This window comes from Deinococcus malanensis (assembly GCF_014647655.1).
Taxonomy (GTDB): Bacteria; Deinococcota; Deinococci; order Deinococcales; family Deinococcaceae; genus Deinococcus; species Deinococcus malanensis.
Genome location: NZ_BMPP01000010.1, coordinates 71894 through 87740, shown reverse-complemented (window position 1 = coordinate 87740; position 15847 = coordinate 71894). Strand labels below are relative to the sequence as shown.

Genomic DNA, 15847 nt, shown 5'->3' with positions numbered 1-15847 from the left:
TGCGCTTAAAAATCCGCCCAGCAATCACAGCCGGGCGGTTGGTCTGACATCGAGCTTCTGTTTCTTTTAAGCGCTCAGTCACTCTTGGGTGCGTCAATCACCTTGGCGGCCTTCTTGCCGCTCTTGCCAGGGCTGGCCACGATGGTCTGGCTCGTCTGGCTCTTGCCCTTGCCACCGGTTGCGGCCGCCTTCTGGATCGTCTGGCCCAGGCTGGCCGTCTCGCGCTCGACCTGCTTGTTGATGATGATCTGCTGGATGATGCCGATCAGGGTCGACAGGATGATGTAGATGGTCACGCCTGCCGGGAAGGTCAGGGCGAAGTATAGGAAGATCAGGTAGATAAACGCCTGCTGCCGGAACATGTCGGGCGTCTTGCGCGTCATGACGTACAGCTGCCCGATGTTCACCACCAGGTAGATCAGCGCCAGGATGTAGAAGGGATCCGGAATGGCCAGGTCCGGCAGCCACAGGAAGCCGCTGTCGAACTCGAAGTTACGGATGGTGGACCACAGCGCGATCAGCACCGGGAACGGCAGCAGCGTGGAAAAGCAGCCGGCCGGGTTGAAGTTGTAGTCGCGGTAGAGCTGCTGCATCTCGGACTGCATGGCGCGCTGGGACTCCATATCGCGCTTGTCCTTGTACTTCTCCTGAATCTCCTTGATCTTGGGCTGCATGATCTGCATGCGGGCGGTGGTGCGGCCCTGCGCCTGCATCAGCGGCCACATGATCAGCCTCAGCAGGATGGTCAGGGCGACCAGCACCAGTCCCCAGTTGCCGATGAAGCTGTATAGCCACTCCATGAGCTTGACGATCATCAGGCTGATCTTGCCAAAGAAATTAGGCTCGAACAGGCCCGGAAACTCGCTGTAGCCGCTCTGATACAGGTGAATCAGCTCGTTGCGGCCGCCGTACACTTCCAGGCTGCTTTCGCCCTGCAAGCGCACCTGAATCAGACCCTGGCTGCCCCCGGTGAGTGCCACGTTGGCCCGGGTGCCCTGCTGGGGACGCACGATGGTCGCCAGGGCCACCTGGCTGTTCATGCCACTGGGCACTTCCTGCAGCGCCGCGTACTGGATGTTCTCGACTTCCAGCGTGCCGCTGCCCTGAGCGGCAGCCGGCTGTCCACCGACCGGCAGCGCCTGTACCCGCGGGTTCTCGGCCTTGCCGAGTCCGGGGAACAGCAGGGTGTACCGCTCCGGACCACCCTCGACCGAGGTCCGGACATCCATCTTGTAGTTGCGGGGATGCAGGGTCACGGTCTTGGTCACCGTGACGCCGCCCTGGGTGTAGCGGAACACGGCGTCCTGGCGGTTTTGGGGGATGTTGGACGTAATTTCCGGCGGCGTGACCGTGGCCGGCCGTGCGGGATCAAGCCCCTCAGCCTGCACGACGAGCGACTTGCGCCCCCCGACCATATTGATGATGCTCTTGCCATTTTTCAGGGCGCTGAAATCGTAGGTGCCGTCGCTGCGCCGCTTGATAAAGGGCGTGCCCGCATAATTCTTGACGTACCAGCCGATCACTTCGCCGCGGGCGTTGAACACCACGTCCTGCAGGTTGCTGGTGGCGATAAACTCGTCGCCCCGGATACCGTCAAAGTCGGCCCGGATCCACTCGGGATTGATGGCCTTGCCGAACGTCGGCAGCGGACCGGTGGTGCCACATGCGGTCAGCAGCAGGGCGCCAAGGGCGGCGAGGGGAAGCAGGTGTTGTGTCTTCATGGATGTGTTTTTCTGCCTTGGGGAAAACGTTCCGGCACGGGATCGACCCCGCCCGGCACGAGAGGATTACAGCGCATGATCCGCCAGGTGGCCAGCCAGCCGCCCTTCAGGGCGCCGTGACGTTCGATGGCCTCTACAGCATACTGAGAGCAGGTAGGGATAAACCGGCAAGTCGGTGAGGGCTTACGCGGCGAGAGGTCACGCTGATAGGCCCGGATCACGCGGACCAGTCCGCGCGAGGCCAGGCTCATGGGGTAGGCCCTTCGGAGGTCACACCGTTTGATACGGCGCCAGACGTGCGCAGGTTCCCGCCGCCCTTGCGGCCCTTGACCCGGCCCGGAGCCTTGGCCAGGGCCTTCATCAGGGCCGCCTGCACGTCTCCGAAAGGAGCCCGCAGGATGGAGGGATTGGGCATCAGGATGGCGCGGCAGGGCGGCAGGCCTCCAGGCAGGGTGCGCAGCGCCTCGCGGACGCGGCGCCGGGCCCGGTTGCGGTCCACGGCGCGCCTGAGCGACTTCTTGGGTACCACGATGCCAAAGATGGCCCGGGGCCGCCAGGTTTCCCCATAGCGAGGCCGGTATTCGGTCAGGCGCAGGGTGAACAGCGGATCGCGGACCACCACCCCATGCTGCCGGACCTTACGGAACTCGCGGTCACCACGCAAAGAAGCCAGCGCCACCGGACGTGACCGACGGGTATCGGCGGAGTCCTGGGTGGCGCTGGGTTGGTCCGTGCTGACGATCACACCCTCCTGGGGAGAAGGGGGATTACTCGTCGGCGACGGTGAGCTGGTGACGGCCCTTCGCGCGGCGACGCGCGAGGATGTTCCGGCCGGACTTGGTCTTCATACGGGCGCGGAAGCCGTGGGTCTTGGCCCGCTTGCGGACGTTGGGCTGGTAGGTACGCTTCATGCTGCTCTCCTTGCTCGTGGCGTGGCTCGGTGCCTGCCCAGTTCTGGATCTTGCCCAGCTGGGGCGCGGCCACAGCCGACTTCACGCGATAGAACTCGCCCCCTTTGCGGGAGGGCAAACTCCGGGAGTGTATCACACGGGCTGCTTGCGAGAGAAGTGTGCGGGGCCATGTTCGCCGGGTGATCCGGCTCCTGCACAAATCTGGCAGCAGGCCAGGCTCCCGTCTCCTAGCATGCCCGGATGCCTTTCAAGGAACAGGAGTGGACCGCCGTGCTGGGCGCCGGTGTGCTGCTGGTCGGTGCGCTGAGCGTGTGGCCGGTTCTTTTCCCCGCGCCACGTCTGCCGACGGTGACCCGCGTGGCCCTGCCGGTCGCCCCGGCACCTCAGACCGCCGGCGCCCGGGAATATCCGACCACCTCAGGCATCACCCCGCTGATTTCCGGGCGGCTGAACCTGAATATCGCTTCGCCCGAGCAGCTTGAAGCCCTGCCCAGAGTGGGCCCTGCCCTGGCCCGCCGGATCCTGGAAGGTCGACCCTACCGCTCGCTCTCGGACCTTGACCGCGTGAAGGGCGTGGGGCCCGGGACATTGAAGATGCTGGAGCCGCTGGTCGCCTTCTGATGCCCGGGAACGACATGTCCGGCAGCCAGATGACCAGCAGTCTGCCCGCTTCCGGCGCTCAGACCGGCCGGGTCCTGGGACGCCTGGGCTCGGGAAGAACACCAGAGTCCATACCGCCCGCCGTGCTGGAAGCCGCAGTTCTGGAGCGGCCAGGAGGCCGCGTTGCCTGGACGGTTCTGCTGGCCCTGGGTGTGATCGGCGGGATTCAGTTGGGGCTGGGAGCTCAGTGGAGCGCGCTGGTTCTGGTGGCAGGCGTGGCCCTGGCGGTGTGGGACGCCCGGCCGCTGCTGGGCGTGCTCACGCTGGTCGGGACGATGGCTGGGTACGCGTCGTTGCGCACCCAGCAGGCACAACCTGACCGGCTGGCCCCCTGGACGGGCGCGCTGGTGACCATGCGCGGCGACTGGGACGGCCAGTTGCTAACTCTGTCCGACCCCCGGGCGCGGGTGGCGCTGTCGCCCAAGCCTGAGGCGCGTCCTGGGTCACTGGTGGTCAGTGGGCGGCTGGTCGGGCCAGAGGGCCGGCGCACTCCGGGTGGCTTCGACCAGGCAGCGTGGCTGCGCGCCCAGGGAGGGCTGTTTACCCCGGCACCAACCGGGGTGCTGGTCGGCACCCAGCTGAGGCAGCAGGCTCCCGAGGAGAGTCTGCGCGGATGGTTCCGCCGGGGGCTGGTGGCTGGCCTGCCGCCCCGTGAAGCGGCGCTAATGCAGGCCATCGAACTGGGCGACCGCAGCGAGATCAGCCGCCAGGAATTTCACGACGGCTTTGGGATCCGCGACGCTTTTGCCCGCGCCGGGCTGGCCCACCTGATGGCCCTGTCAGGTCAGAACGTCGCGCTGATCACGGGTCTGCTACTGTGGCTGCTTGCGCGCTCACGCCTGAGTCTCACTGTGCGTTACGGGCTGGGCGCCGGCCTTCTGCTGGTGTATCTGTTCGTGCTGGTGGGGGTCTCCCCCAGCATTACCCGCGCGGTGATCATGGGCTTTACCGTCCTGGTGGCCCTGGCCCTTGGCCGCGGCAGACCCGACCCGCTGGGGCTGATTGCGCTGGCCGCCACCGCGTGTCTGCTGCCCTTCCCCCTGTGGCTGACCGACGTGGGGTTTCAGCTGTCGTTCCTGGCTGTCCTGGCCCTGACGCAGTCGGCGCGGCTGGCGGAACGGCTGCCAGAGCGCTGGCCAAGGACGCTGCGGCTGGCCCTGGCCGCCACTGTGCTGGCGGAACTCGGCACGCTGCCGGTCATCGCCTCTACCTTCGGAGAGTTGCCGCTGGTCGGGCTGCCGGCCAATCTGCTGGCCGGCGGCGTGATGGCGGTGCTGGTGCCGCTGGGCTTTGTCGCCGGGCTGCTGGGTCCGCTGGGCGGGGTGGTGAATCTGGCGGTCGGGCCACTCGCGGCCCTGCTGCTGGCCATCGTGGAGGTGTTCGGGCGCGCTCCGGTGCTTCCCTGGGGCCAGATCGGGCCTGCAGGCATGGCCGCATACGCGTTGTGCGCGCTGGCTGGGCTGCTGTGGTTGTGCGGGCAGGTGCGCGCTCCGGTGGTTCTGGGGACTGTGCTGGCCTGCACCCTGTTGAGCCTGCTTCCCTTCAAGCTGCACCCGGCACGGGAGGTGGTCTTTCTGGACGTGGGCCAGGGCGACGCGACCCTGATCCGCCTGCCACAGCTGACCATGCTGGTGGACGCGGGCGGGTCCGTGCGCAGCAACTACGACGTGGGCGAACGGACGGTGGTGCCCGCGCTGCGCGCCATGGGGGTGCGCAAGCTGGACGTGGCAGTGGCCACCCACGCCGACACGGATCACATCGAGGGCCTGAGCAGCGTGCTGCGGCACCTGCCGGTTGGGGAGCTGTGGATCGGGCAGCGCAAGACAGACGACCCTTTGCTGGGTGAGCTGCTGGGTGTGGCCGCGCAGCGTGGCGTCCCGGTGCGTGAGGTCCGGCGCGGCGACCGGGTGCAGGCGGACGGCGCCACGCTCACGGTCCTGTGGCCGCCGGGCCACGTGTGGTCCACCGAGGACAACGAGAACAGCGTCGCCCTGGACCTGGAGTCGGGAGGCTGGCGTATGGCGCTGCTGGGAGACCTGCCCAGTGACACCGAGGCTGCCCTGGGGCTTGGCCAGCTGAAGGTGCTGAAAGCCGCGCATCATGGCAGCCGGCACAGCACCGGGGCAGGGCTGTTACAGCAGACCGCACCGGCCGACACCGTGATCAGCGTGGGACGCAATACCTACGGTCACCCCCATCCGGACGTTCTGGAGCGGCTGCAGCAGGCCGGCAGCCGGGTCTGGCGCACCGATCAGGCTGGGACGGTCAGGTGGCCGGTGCCGTGAGCGCCACCTGCTGCCCGCTGCGCGCTGAGGCAAATAGCGCGTCGAGCACCCGGGCCTGCGCCACGGCGTCGGCCGGCGGGTAGAGGGCCCTCACTTCGCCGCGTGCAGTCTGCTGAAAGTGCTTCACCATGGCCCCGTAAGCGTCGACCAGGGCTATTTCCTCCTGCCGCGCTCCATCTGCGGTCGTAAGCCGCAGGACCACCGGCTCGCCCTGGTGGCTGTCGAACACCCCGTCTACCTCCAGAACCCCAGCGTCTCCGATTACGCTCAGGCGCTGGGTGGGCGTGGGGCCCCAGTCGAAAGCGCAGTCCACACTGGCCAGCGCACCTGGATAGTGCAGGACACCGCTGAGGCCCAGGTCCACCCCGCCGGGCGTCCAGCGGGCCTGCGCCACGACCGACTGGGGCTCACCCAGCAGCAGCCGGGTGAGGTTCACCACGTAACAGCCCACGTCGTACAGGGCGCCGCCCCCCTGGTCGGCATTCCAGCGGAAGTCGTCAGGATTGGTCAGTGGAAACCCGAAGGCCCCCCGGACGGTCCGTACCTCTCCCAGCACCCCGGACTGCACCAGCTCCCGCACCCGGGTCACATGGGGCTGAAAACGGTAGGCGAAGGCTTCCAGCAGCACCCTGCCGCCGTCCTCAGCCGCCACCGCCAGTTCCTGCGCCTGGACGGTATTCAGGGTCAGCGGCTTTTCGGTCAGGGCATGCTTTCCCGCCCGCAGTGCCGCCAGCGTCCAGGGCAGATGCACGTCGTTGGGCAGCGGGTTGTACACCGCGTCGACATCCGCCTCGATCACGTCCTGATATCCACCCACCAGCGGCACATTCCATTCCCGGGCAAAGGCGCTGGACCGTTCATTGTGCGGGTCGCGCACCCCCAGGGCCGTCACCTCTCCCCCGGCGGCACGGATGGCCGGAATCAGGGCCCGCGCAATACGCGCGGCCCCCAGGATGCCCCAACGAAACGGCGCCCGAGTTGCAGTCATACCCAAGGGTACCTCCTGCCGGGAAGCGGAGCCCGGCGCTGTTGGTAAGGCTCGTCTGGTGAACCCCATCTGCCAGCAGCCGGGCGGGACAGGCCGCACAACGAGAAGTCCTTCAGGAACGGCGGGAGCCGCCGCTCAGCGTTTGTTCAGCAGATACACCTTGGGCCAGTGGCCTCCGCTGTACACCTGCAGCAATTCGTGGGCGTGCCATTTGCCCTGATCACGCAGCAGGCGCTCGAACATACGGATTTCGTGGGTAATGACCGCCACACGGCCCTGGCGGCTGGTCAGGCGGTGCATCTCGGTCAGAAAGGCCGGGTACAGCACCTCGTTGCTGCCGTGGGTGCCGATGGCGTCACCCCAGGGCAGGTCCGCAACGATCAGGTCGAAGCTGCGTGGCGGCAGACCTGTGTGAAGCGCGTCCACCGTGGCCACTTCCACTTCGCGGCCGGCGGCTTTCAGGTTGCTGCGGGCGCACTCGACCGCCTTGGGATCAGAATCAACTCCCACCATCGCGTCGTAGGGGCCCATCAAGGCGCGCTCGATCAGCAGTGTGCCACTGCCGCTCATAGGGTTGAAGATCCGGTCGATGTCACGCTGACCGGCCAGTTTGTGGGTCGCGTAGGCGATGCTGGCATTCAGGCCGCCGCTTATGTTGCACACCCGCCAGGGGCGCGCCGTGAGGGGCCGTGGGGTGATGCGGGCCAGCACGTCCCAGCCGCCCTGCTCCTGGGGCCGCAACCGGATCAGCAGTTCGCCGTCTTCGGGTTTGTGAGGCAGGTTCAGGCGCTCCTGCAGTTCCTCGGCCAGACGCTGCATGACACTGGACTCCTTGCCGGCAGCACCCAGGCGGAAGGAGGTGTGTTCCCCGAAAGCCAGGACGCTTTGCAGAAATTCCGTCAGCTCTCCCAGTTGCTGGTGCCCCAGCAGGCCACGCGGCCGCGGTACATCCCAGTTGCGCACCCGGTAGGTGGCAACAGCGGAGCGCAGCCGCGTCAGCCGCTGTGGATCTCCAGGAAACCAGAAGCGCAGGCCCCGGATATCGCGGGCCAGCGGCACCGCTTCGAGTTCGGTGGCGGCCACGTGCTCCAGGCCACTCAGGACCTCCAGCTCATACTCATTGGCAGGCTGGCGCGTGCGGTAATCGGTTTTAGGACGACTGGCCTTGCGCCCGGACGGGGCCTGTCCCCATTGGGCGGGGCGGTCGGAACGGGCGGGGGAGCGGGGCATAGCAGGGCAGTATAGCGTCAGCCTGGACGTCAGGAGCAGTGGTAGACTCGGCGCGGTTTATGACACGCACCCCCGCCCTGCCGCGTGTTTCAGAAATTTCTGCCGGAACCGGGCCGAGGGGCAGTCCACCGCTTCCTGCGCAGGCCGTTCTGGCGCGGCGCTGCCTGGGGGGTGTCGGTCTAGTGGTCAGCCATGAGGTTCTGGGCAAAGAATATTGGCCTGGTCCAGTCGGTCAGCCCACCCCGGGTCTCCTCATGTTCCTGGGGCGGCTGGGTCCGCTGGCCTGCGCAGCCTCCCCAACCGGCGGCTCCCTGGGCTGGGACCCCATCTCAACAGATATGCAGGCCCACTGACCTTCATGACCCTGATTCCTTCCTCTCCTCTGCCTCAGCGGACCCTGATTTCGCGACTTCAACCTCCGCAGCTTATCGCGCTGGTCTACATCGTGGGCATCGTGATCGGTACCCTGCTGCTGCATCTGCCCGGCGTGACGGCCCCTGGGTCAAAGCTCAACAGCATTGATCTGTTGTTTACAGCCACCAGCGCCATCTGTATCACCGGGCTGGTCGTCGCCGACACCGCAGAGGTCTTTACCCGCACCGGACAGATCATCATCATCCTGCTCTCGCAGATTGGCGGCCTGGGCATCATCGCGTTTGGAACGTTGTTTGCCCTGCTGGCGGGACGGCGGGTAAATTTCACCGAGCGTCAGCATCTTGTCCAGCAGATCAATGCGCTGAATGTGGGCAGCGTGCTGTCTCTGGTGCGCACAATTTTCCTGTACACCATGGTGGCGGAGGCTGCCGGGGCGGCACTGCTCGCGTTGCGCTTCGTGCCGCAGTTCGGCTGGAGCGAGGGCCTGTACCACTCGGTGTTTCATTCTATCAGTGCCTATAACAACGCCGGCTTCGTGGTCATGCCCGGCGGCATGGCCCAGTACGCCCAGGACCCACTGGTGTCGGGCGTGATCGCCCTGCAGATCATTCTGGGTGGGCTGGGGTTCCTGGTGCAGCTGAATGTGCTGGCCCACTGGCGCAGCCCCCGGCGCAATCGCCTGCTGGTATACAGCAAGCTCACGCTGAGCACCACGGCCGCGCTGCTGGTGCTGGGAACGGTCGCCCTGCTGCTGCTGGAGTGGAACAACACCCGGACGCTGGGTGACCTGAGCGCACCCGGCCGGCTGCTGGCAGCCTTTTTTCAGAGCGTTACCCCGCGCTCGGGGGGCTTCGCTACGGTGGATATCGAAGGCCTGACCAGCGCCAGTCTCTTTCTGATGATCGCCCTGATGTTTATCGGTGCCAACAGCGGCTCGACCGGCGGGGGCATCAAGACCAGCACCTTTGCCATTCTTTTGGGCAGCGCCTGGAATCTGGTCAGTGGGCGCACCGAGCTGATCACCTTCAAACGGCGCATCCTGCCGGAGAATGTGGTGAGGGCCGGGACCATCACCACCATCTACACCCTGCTGGTGTTCACGGCATTCTTCGCGCTTCTGGTAACCAACCCCAAGCTTGGCTTTACCCACCTGCTGTTTGAAACGGTCAGTGCTGCCGCCACCGTGGGCCTGTCCATGAACACCACCCACCTCGTCAATGACCCGGGCCTCCTGATTCTGACCGTGCTGATGTATCTGGGCCGTATTGGTCCGGTCACTTTCGCCCTGGCTCTCAACCAGCGCCAGCAGCGCCGCAGCGCGGTCAAGTACCCGGCCGAGCAGGACATCCTGGTGGGGTAGGGTCCGCGGCATGCCCGAAGTGGCGATCAGCAGGTAAGGGAAGCTTCCGGTGTCAGGCTTCTGATAACACCAGACTTTGCCCTGGCCTTGCCGGGCCCTGCTACGCTGCACGCCAGAGAGGACTCCCCTGAATGAAGATCAAGCAATGCCTTGTGATCGGCCTGGGCCGGTTTGGAACCGCTGTCGCCACCACCCTCTACGAGATGGGCCATGAGGTCGTGGCTATCGATCAGAACGAGGAGAACGTCGAACGCGTCATGAACCTCGTCACCCACGCGGCCATCGTGGACGCCACCGATGAGCGGGCGCTGCGGTCCATCGGGGCGCAGGACTTCGATGTGGTCGTGGTGGCCATCGGCACCGACGTGCAGGCCAACATTCTGGCCACCATGAACGCCAAGAGCCTGGGGGCCCCCTACGTGGTGTGCAAGGCCATCGATGAGATGGCCCGCCGGGTGCTGGAACGCATTGGAGCCGACCTGGTCATCCGCCCCGAGCACGACATGGGCGTGCGGCTGGCCCGGCAGATTGCCACGCCGAATATCGTGGACACCCTGGACCTGGGCGGAGACTACGCGATTGTGGAAATCGAGGCCAACGAGCGGCTGCGCGGCACCCTGCGCGATCTGAACCTCACCGGACGCTTCAGCGTGCAGGTGATCGCGGTGAGCCGCGCCGGCAAGGTGGAAGTCACCCCCCGCGCCGAGCATGAGGTGCGCCACCATGACCGGCTGGTCGTGATCGGCAACAGCCACAGCATCGACGACCTGCGCCGATACCTCGGGGAATAACAAGGCTCGGACAGGCTCAGCGTTTCACCGGCAGCCAGGCCGCCGGAGTCCAGCCGGGCGTGGGGCGCGCAAACAGGAAGCCCTGCATCTGCGAGACGCCCATTTCACGCAGCACCTCGCGCTGGGCCTGGGTCTCGATGCCCTCGGCCACGACCTTCAGGCCCAGGTCGCCGCAGATCTGCACCACCGCGCGGATAATCACCTGCCCGCGCGCCCTGGTCTCGGTGTCCAGCTGCCGCACGAACTCGCGGTCGATCTTGACGCCCCCCAGAGGGAAGTGATGGATGTAACTCAGGCTGCTGTAGCCGGTGCCGAAATCGTCCAGCAACACGCCCACACCCAGCGCCCGCAGCCGGTCAAGCAGGTCGGCCGTCCGGGTGGGGTTTTGCATCATCAGGCTCTCGGTGATCTCCAGTTCCAGCTGCTCGGCGGGCAACCCGCTCAGGTCCAGGGCGCTGCGTACCGTGCCGATCAGATCACCACTGGCAAACTGCAGTGCGGAGAGGTTCACCGCAACCCGTACCCCGTCCCATCCGGCGGCTGCGCGGCAGGCCTCGTGCAGCACCCACTCACCTACCTGCACGATCTGACCACTGCGCTCCAGCAGCGGAATAAAGACAGCCGGGCTCTGTGGGCCGTGCACGGCGCTGTTCCAGCGCAGCAGTGCCTCGGCGCTCACCACCCGTCCGGACGGGTCATCCACCACAGGCTGGTAATGCAGTTCGAATTCACCGTTTGCCAGGGCAGTGGCCAGGGTCTGCTCCAGACCCAGGTCGGTGTGCTGGGCCGGATCGTAGACCCGCCAGGCATGCCCCTCGCGCTGGGCTTCCTGCAGTGCCAGGGTCGTCGCACGCCGCACCTCGTCGGCCTGACGCCCATGATCCGGCCAGCAGGCCGCGCCGGCACTGACCGTGACGGGCACACTGGATGAAGCCGTACTCAGGGTCAGCCCCTGCAGGGCCCCGGTTACCCGCCTCCTGAGGTCTTCCACAGTCACTGAGGGGCTCAGCAGGGTAAATTCGTCGGGTCCGGTCCGTGCCAGGGTCTCGCCCGGGTTCACCACATCCTGCAGGCGCACCGCCACGAGGCGCAGAAGATCGTCGGCGAGGTCGGGACCGTATGAACCGTTGAGCAGCCTGAACTGATCGATGTCCAGCATGACCAGAGTGAATGGCTGCGACTGCCGGCTGATCTGATCCAGGTGGGCGCTGAGGATCAGGCGGTTCGGCAGACCGGTCAGGTGGTCGGTCAGGCGGCCACGTTCCAGTTCGATCAGCTGGGCCTGCACCGTGTGCTCCGCCTTTTCGCGCAGCTCCCGCTCGTACTCTGCGGCGCGCTTGGCGCTTTCGACCTCCAGCTGGGCGGTCACGTCGCGCAGCTGCTGCTCCCGGTTCTCGTTGCTCAGCTCCCCTTGCAGTTCCATCACCCGCCGCAGGTGCCAGATCGTCTCATAGGGCTCGCGTGGCTCGTGCGCACTGGCCAGCAGCAGGTGGGCCTGCACCTGTTTGGGCTTTCGCGACCCCAGTTCGCTCAGGGTCAGGGCGCGGGACAGGGTATCGGCGGCCTGCCCTGTCTCATGGCGCCCCAGCAGCGAGCCACCCAGGCCCAGCAACGCGTCGATCTGGGCGTCTAGATCGCCCTGCTGCTCCGCCAGGCGGTAGGCGTCATGCAGGTAGTCCTCGGCCACCTCGTGCTCGTCTGCAGCGGCATGCATCAGGGCCAGACTGTGCAGGGCCGCGGCCTGCAGCCGCAGGTCGCTGAGGTGGCGGGCTCCGGTCAGGGCTTCTTGCAGATAGCCGCGTGCTGCCTCCAGGTCCCCCAGCTGCCGGGAGGCCTCTCCGGCGTTCAAAGCCAGGGTAATTCTGGAGGCGGCGTCTCCATTCTGGTCAGCCAGATTCAGTGCCGTGAGAAACTGCACCCGGGCCTCCTCGACATCATTGCGCTCAAGCAGCAGCATTGCGAGGTTGGCACGGACATGAATTTCCGGAGCAGCCAGTCCAGACTCGTTGAGAGACCCCAGGGCTTCCTGAAGAACAGAAAGGGCCTGCTCCTGTTCTCCCAGAGCAATCAGGATCAGGGCCACGTTGCTCTGGGCATACACCATCCCCGCCACGTCGCCCAGATCCTGGCGGATGCTCAGGGCAGCCCTGAGGGTGCGCAGGGCTTCCCGGCTGTACAGGTGCCGGTGCTGCTCCTGGGCCAGCTGCATCAGCGCGTCCGCCTGTAGACCAGGCTGCGCGAGTCGCTGCGCGGCCCCTACCGCCTGCTGAAAATGCTGCATGGCTTCCCCACTCCTGCCTTCACTCCGGCGAAGCAGGCCCGAGAGAAGTTCCCGCCGGGCCACCAGCTGACCATACCCTTCGCTGGCACGCAGCGCCCGAGAGGCAACGTCAAACTGGCCCATGCGGACCGCCGCTTCTGCCTGCACCAGGTGCGCCTCCAGGGCAGACACTGATGGGGGTTCGGTGGCGTCGCCGCGTTCTTCCGAGGGTGAGGGATCCTGGTCTGGACGCATTGACATAATAGTGGCCACCAGCATACGCCGGCGGCCGTCTCGAATGTCTTTCAGCCGATCACTCGGGGGCGGTATAAGCATCCAGGGCAAGCCGCCCGAGACCGAGCAGCCCCGTGTAGGCTTCGTTGCCAGCCACCGTATCAACAGACACCGCCGTGGCCTTGAGGGCGCTGACGGCCGATCTGGGCGTGCGGCCCTCCCCCAGGCCCAGGGCCAGGGCGCCGGCCACCACCGGGGTGCTCATGGAGGTGCCGGTCCACTGGGCGGCGCGTTCACCCGGGAAGGGCCCGACAATAGTTTCGCCCGGCGCGTTGAGCTGCAGGTCCTTGCCGTGCGACGAGAAGGTGCTGTGGATTCCGCTGCTGCTGACGCTGCCCACGGAAACGTTCAACAAGGAATTGGCGAAACTCGAGGCCGGGTAGTCCAGCGAGGCCTGCCCCGAGTTTCCGGCTGCAGCCGCCACGACCACACCCTTGCCGTTGGCATAGGCAAGAGCAGCGGCAATCGCCGGCACAGGCTCAGAAGCACCCAGGCTGAGGTTGATGACGTCGGCTCCATGATCCGCGGCCCAGACGATGGCTGCCGCGACATTCAACACGTCACCGCCGCCCTGGGGGTCCAGCACCCGCAGTGGCATGAACTGGGCATTGGGGGCAATCTGGGCAGCGATTCCGGCGATGACCGTACCATGGCCGAATTCGCCCTCTCCCGCCGTGCCGGCCTCCTGGGGCAGGCTGTCGCCGTCCACAAAGTCGTACCAGGTCGAGGGGTCACTCAAGCGGCCCTGGAACATCGGGTGATCCACGTCAACACCGGTGTCGATTACAGCGACCGTGATGTCCTTCCCGAACTGCCGCGCCTGCTGGTAAGCGCGCTCCAGGCCGATGCTTTTCCAGGCCTCGCTGTTGGCAGGAAGAGCCGTGTACTGACCGTCGGCCCAGAAATTCTCGGCACCGTTGCCCCACAGACCCACGGCTCCATTGCCCCACAGGCCGACAGCTCCGTTGCCCCAAAGACCGACAGCTCCGTTGCCCCACAGGCCCACGGCTCCGTTGCCCCACAAGCCGACGGCGCCCGTGGCTTTAAACACTCCCCGGTTGGCTCCCACGCTGCTACCCTGGGTTCTCTGAGCGCTCAAGGAATTTCTGGGATCTCCAATCACTGCAAATGTGCTGGTGCGCAGGACCACCTGACCCCCATAACGGGCCACCAGATCTGCGTCGCCCTGTGAGGACGTGACGCTGACGGTCAACAGATGGGCAGGAGAATAGCTGGCCGGAACAGCAGCCTCCCGGGGAGCCGAGCCACAGGACGCGAGGAGCAGTGCAGGAAGGAGAAAGGAAAGTGCAGGAAGGCGCATAGGAACTCCTTGAGAGGCAGGAACGTCAGGGTGAGGGGCCAGAAGTTACGCACTCAGCTCAGCTGCACAAAATGATAAATCTGAGAGATTGGTAACGGTGCCTTAGTATACGAGGTCCTTGTACACTTTTCTTAATGTTCTAAGACAGCCCCAACCGGGGTGACAGGTCAGAAAAAGCGGGGAATACGTCAGCCTAAGCTGCGGCGTATTCCCCACTTCTTTTCGCGCCTTGACATTAAGACGCTGGACCTACCGGCTCAGGGCCACCACCAGGGCAGCGAACAACGGCAGGATGGCGGCCAGAGCCCAGACCATTTCAGCCTGCACCGACCCAGGGCGGCGCAACCACAAAATCAACACTGCGGCGCTGACCAGGGTTAAAAGCAGATACACCAGTGACAGTCCCGACATCTGTGCGGCAGTGTAGGCCTTTAGCGGCCTGCCCGGCGTTGCGCCTCATCCAGGGCGGCGCGCGCCCCCTGTTTGCCACTCACGCTTTCCAGAATGGCGTCTTCAAGCAGCGTGATCCACTCGGCGTAAGCGGGCGTAGTGGGACGCGGTACCGCCCGGCCCATCTGAGCGTGCGCCGCCCGGAGCTGCGGATTTTTGGCATACCAGCTTTCGAGCAGGGGCGTCACACTGCGCCTGGGTGGCGCATAGGCGGTGGTGCTGACCCAGTTGGCCAGCCGCGCAGGTTCAGTCAGGTAGTTCCAGAACGCCACAGCCCCGGCCTGCTCCTGGGCACTGCTGGTTCGGGGCACGGCAAGCGTGCCCCCGCCGAGGGGAACCGTGCAGACTCCGGGTTTTTCGCAGGGAAAGGGAGCCACCCCCAGGCTGAAAAACGGCAGGCGCCGGGCATCGGTCCAGTTGGCCACACTGGCCAGCACAAAGACATTCTGACCACGCGCAAAGTCGAAGGCCGCGCGGGTGGCTTCGTTGAGGCTGCGGGGCTGCGCGTGACCGGCCTGGGCCATGCGGGACAGCTGGGTCAGGGCCTCCACGGCATCCGGTGCGTTCAGGGCCGGCTGGGTTCCGCTCACCAGCTGTCCTCCCCGTGACAGCACATTCGCCTCGAAGGTCCAGGCGTCGGCTGCAACGACCAGCGGGCGCCGGCCACCGGTCGCCAGTTTGCGGCTGGCCTCCTCCAGACCGGCCCAGGTATTGGGAAAGGTCACCCCCGCTTTTTTGAGCAGACCGGCGTTGTACATCAGCACCGGCACACTAACGTTCCAGGGCAGACCATAGGTTTTGCCGCCCAGTTCACCGGCACGCCACACCGCCGGATAGAAGTCGTTACGGGTAGCGTCGGGCAGCGCCTCGACTGCACGGCTCAGGTCGGACAGCTGACCCGCGGCGGCCAGAACCGGGAACTGGGTAAATTCAAGCTGAACCAGCGCCGGGGCATTGCCGGACTTCAGGGCCGACTGCAGCTTGGGCAGCAGTTCGCGGTAATTTCCCTGGGCCACCGGGACAACCTCGTACCTGTTCTGGCTCTTGTTGAAGTCGCGGGCATAGCCGGCGACCGTGTCTTTCACGCCCGTCATGGCATGCCAGAACTCCACCCGAACCGGGGCTGCGGCGGCCTGGGCACTCAACAGAACAGAAACGCTCAGCAGGGAAGCAAGACGCAAAGTCGCGGGGCGAGGCATGG

Annotated in this window: 14 protein-coding genes; 4 read left to right on the top strand and 10 right to left on the bottom strand. The window is 65.9% G+C overall.

What is annotated here, in order from left to right; genetic code table 11:
* Positions 1-74: 74 nt before the first annotated feature.
* The 4 genes from IEY49_RS12630 to rpmH all read right to left on the bottom strand — a co-directional run bounded on the left by IEY49_RS12630 (position 75) and on the right by rpmH (position 2632).
* Positions 75-1721, bottom strand: coding sequence for a membrane protein insertase YidC (locus IEY49_RS12630; RefSeq protein ID WP_189009187.1), 1647 nt, complete (start codon positions 1719-1721; stop codon positions 75-77).
* Entirely contained in the window at positions 1718-1972 is a 255-nt protein-coding gene (yidD, locus tag IEY49_RS12625) for a membrane protein insertion efficiency factor YidD (protein WP_189009184.1), read from the bottom strand. Before yidD ends, IEY49_RS12630 begins: the two co-directional genes overlap by 4 nt.
* Complete coding sequence (gene rnpA, locus IEY49_RS12620) at positions 1969-2385, bottom strand: ribonuclease P protein component (RefSeq protein WP_189009421.1); 417 nt, start codon at positions 2383-2385, stop codon at positions 1969-1971. Before rnpA ends, yidD begins: the two co-directional genes overlap by 4 nt.
* A gap of 103 nt (positions 2386-2488) precedes the next feature.
* On the bottom strand, positions 2489-2632 hold the full coding sequence (gene rpmH / locus IEY49_RS12615) for a 50S ribosomal protein L34 (RefSeq protein ID WP_012692334.1): 144 nt from the start codon (positions 2630-2632) through the stop codon (positions 2489-2491).
* A 240-nt stretch (positions 2633-2872) separates the two neighbouring features.
* On the opposite strand from rpmH, the gene IEY49_RS12610 reads away from it, so the two are divergent.
* Positions 2873-3253 (top strand): ComEA family DNA-binding protein, encoded by a 381-nt coding sequence (locus IEY49_RS12610; protein WP_189009182.1) that lies wholly within the window; start codon positions 2873-2875, stop codon positions 3251-3253.
* Positions 3253-5577: a DNA internalization-related competence protein ComEC/Rec2 gene (locus IEY49_RS12605; RefSeq protein WP_229780777.1), complete on the top strand. Its 2325-nt coding sequence runs from the start codon at positions 3253-3255 to the stop codon at positions 5575-5577. Before IEY49_RS12610 ends, IEY49_RS12605 begins: the two co-directional genes overlap by 1 nt.
* Here IEY49_RS12605 and IEY49_RS12600 read toward each other — a convergent pair.
* Both IEY49_RS12600 and IEY49_RS12595 read right to left on the bottom strand, forming a co-directional pair.
* A complete protein-coding gene (locus IEY49_RS12600; protein ID WP_189009179.1) occupies positions 5558-6565 on the bottom strand; it encodes a Gfo/Idh/MocA family protein in 1008 nt (335 codons plus the stop codon). The genes IEY49_RS12605 and IEY49_RS12600 overlap by 20 nt on opposite strands.
* Positions 6566-6700: 135 nt before the next feature.
* The gene (locus IEY49_RS12595; protein WP_189009176.1) at positions 6701-7795 is read right to left on the bottom strand and encodes a methyltransferase domain-containing protein; all 1095 of its coding nucleotides are present in this window, start codon (positions 7793-7795) and stop codon (positions 6701-6703) included.
* Positions 7796-8153: 358 nt separating this feature from the next.
* On the opposite strand from IEY49_RS12595, the gene IEY49_RS12590 reads away from it, so the two are divergent.
* Together IEY49_RS12590 and IEY49_RS12585 are read left to right on the top strand one after the other, a co-directional pair.
* Positions 8154-9530 (top strand): TrkH family potassium uptake protein, encoded by a 1377-nt coding sequence (locus IEY49_RS12590; RefSeq protein WP_189009173.1) that lies wholly within the window; start codon positions 8154-8156, stop codon positions 9528-9530.
* A gap of 131 nt (positions 9531-9661) precedes the next feature.
* Positions 9662-10321, top strand: coding sequence for a potassium channel family protein (locus tag IEY49_RS12585; RefSeq protein WP_189009170.1), 660 nt, complete (start codon positions 9662-9664; stop codon positions 10319-10321).
* A 16-nt stretch (positions 10322-10337) separates the two neighbouring features.
* On the opposite strand, the gene IEY49_RS12580 is transcribed toward IEY49_RS12585, so the two are convergent.
* The 4 genes from IEY49_RS12580 to IEY49_RS12565 all read right to left on the bottom strand — a co-directional run bounded on the left by IEY49_RS12580 (position 10338) and on the right by IEY49_RS12565 (position 15845).
* Positions 10338-12842, bottom strand: coding sequence for an EAL domain-containing protein (locus IEY49_RS12580; protein WP_189009167.1), 2505 nt, complete (start codon positions 12840-12842; stop codon positions 10338-10340).
* Positions 12843-12894: 52 nt separating this feature from the next.
* Positions 12895-14196: a S8 family serine peptidase gene (locus IEY49_RS12575; protein WP_189009164.1), complete on the bottom strand. Its 1302-nt coding sequence runs from the start codon at positions 14194-14196 to the stop codon at positions 12895-12897.
* A 249-nt stretch (positions 14197-14445) separates the two neighbouring features.
* Positions 14446-14607, bottom strand: a complete 162-nt coding sequence (locus IEY49_RS12570) for a hypothetical protein (RefSeq protein WP_189009161.1) — start codon at positions 14605-14607, stop codon at positions 14446-14448.
* A 20-nt stretch (positions 14608-14627) separates the two neighbouring features.
* A complete protein-coding gene (locus tag IEY49_RS12565; RefSeq protein ID WP_189009157.1) occupies positions 14628-15845 on the bottom strand; it encodes an ABC transporter substrate-binding protein in 1218 nt (405 codons plus the stop codon).
* Positions 15846-15847: the final 2 nt, after the last annotated feature.

Bases quoted from the DNA above. Each gene is read 5' to 3' on its own strand.
- IEY49_RS12575 (WP_189009164.1), bottom strand. From the start codon at position 14,196: ATGCGCCTTCCTGCACTTTCCTTTCTCCTTCCTGCACTGCTCCTCGCG.
- IEY49_RS12590 (WP_189009173.1), top strand. From the start codon at position 8,154: ATGACCCTGATTCCTTCCTCTCCTCTGCCTCAGCGGACCCTGATTTCG.
- IEY49_RS12630 (WP_189009187.1), bottom strand. From the start codon at position 1,721: ATGAAGACACAACACCTGCTTCCCCTCGCCGCCCTTGGCGCCCTGCTG.
- IEY49_RS12600 (WP_189009179.1), bottom strand. From the start codon at position 6,565: ATGACTGCAACTCGGGCGCCGTTTCGTTGGGGCATCCTGGGGGCCGCG.
- IEY49_RS12585 (WP_189009170.1), top strand. From the start codon at position 9,662: ATGAAGATCAAGCAATGCCTTGTGATCGGCCTGGGCCGGTTTGGAACC.
- IEY49_RS12580 (WP_189009167.1), bottom strand. From the start codon at position 12,842: ATGTCAATGCGTCCAGACCAGGATCCCTCACCCTCGGAAGAACGCGGC.
- IEY49_RS12570 (WP_189009161.1), bottom strand. From the start codon at position 14,607: ATGTCGGGACTGTCACTGGTGTATCTGCTTTTAACCCTGGTCAGCGCC.
- yidD (WP_189009184.1), bottom strand. From the start codon at position 1,972: ATGAGCCTGGCCTCGCGCGGACTGGTCCGCGTGATCCGGGCCTATCAG.
- IEY49_RS12595 (WP_189009176.1), bottom strand. From the start codon at position 7,795: ATGCCCCGCTCCCCCGCCCGTTCCGACCGCCCCGCCCAATGGGGACAG.
- IEY49_RS12610 (WP_189009182.1), top strand. From the start codon at position 2,873: ATGCCTTTCAAGGAACAGGAGTGGACCGCCGTGCTGGGCGCCGGTGTG.
- rpmH (WP_012692334.1), bottom strand. From the start codon at position 2,632: ATGAAGCGTACCTACCAGCCCAACGTCCGCAAGCGGGCCAAGACCCAC.
- IEY49_RS12605 (WP_229780777.1), top strand. From the start codon at position 3,253: ATGCCCGGGAACGACATGTCCGGCAGCCAGATGACCAGCAGTCTGCCC.
- IEY49_RS12565 (WP_189009157.1), bottom strand. From the start codon at position 15,845: ATGCCTCGCCCCGCGACTTTGCGTCTTGCTTCCCTGCTGAGCGTTTCT.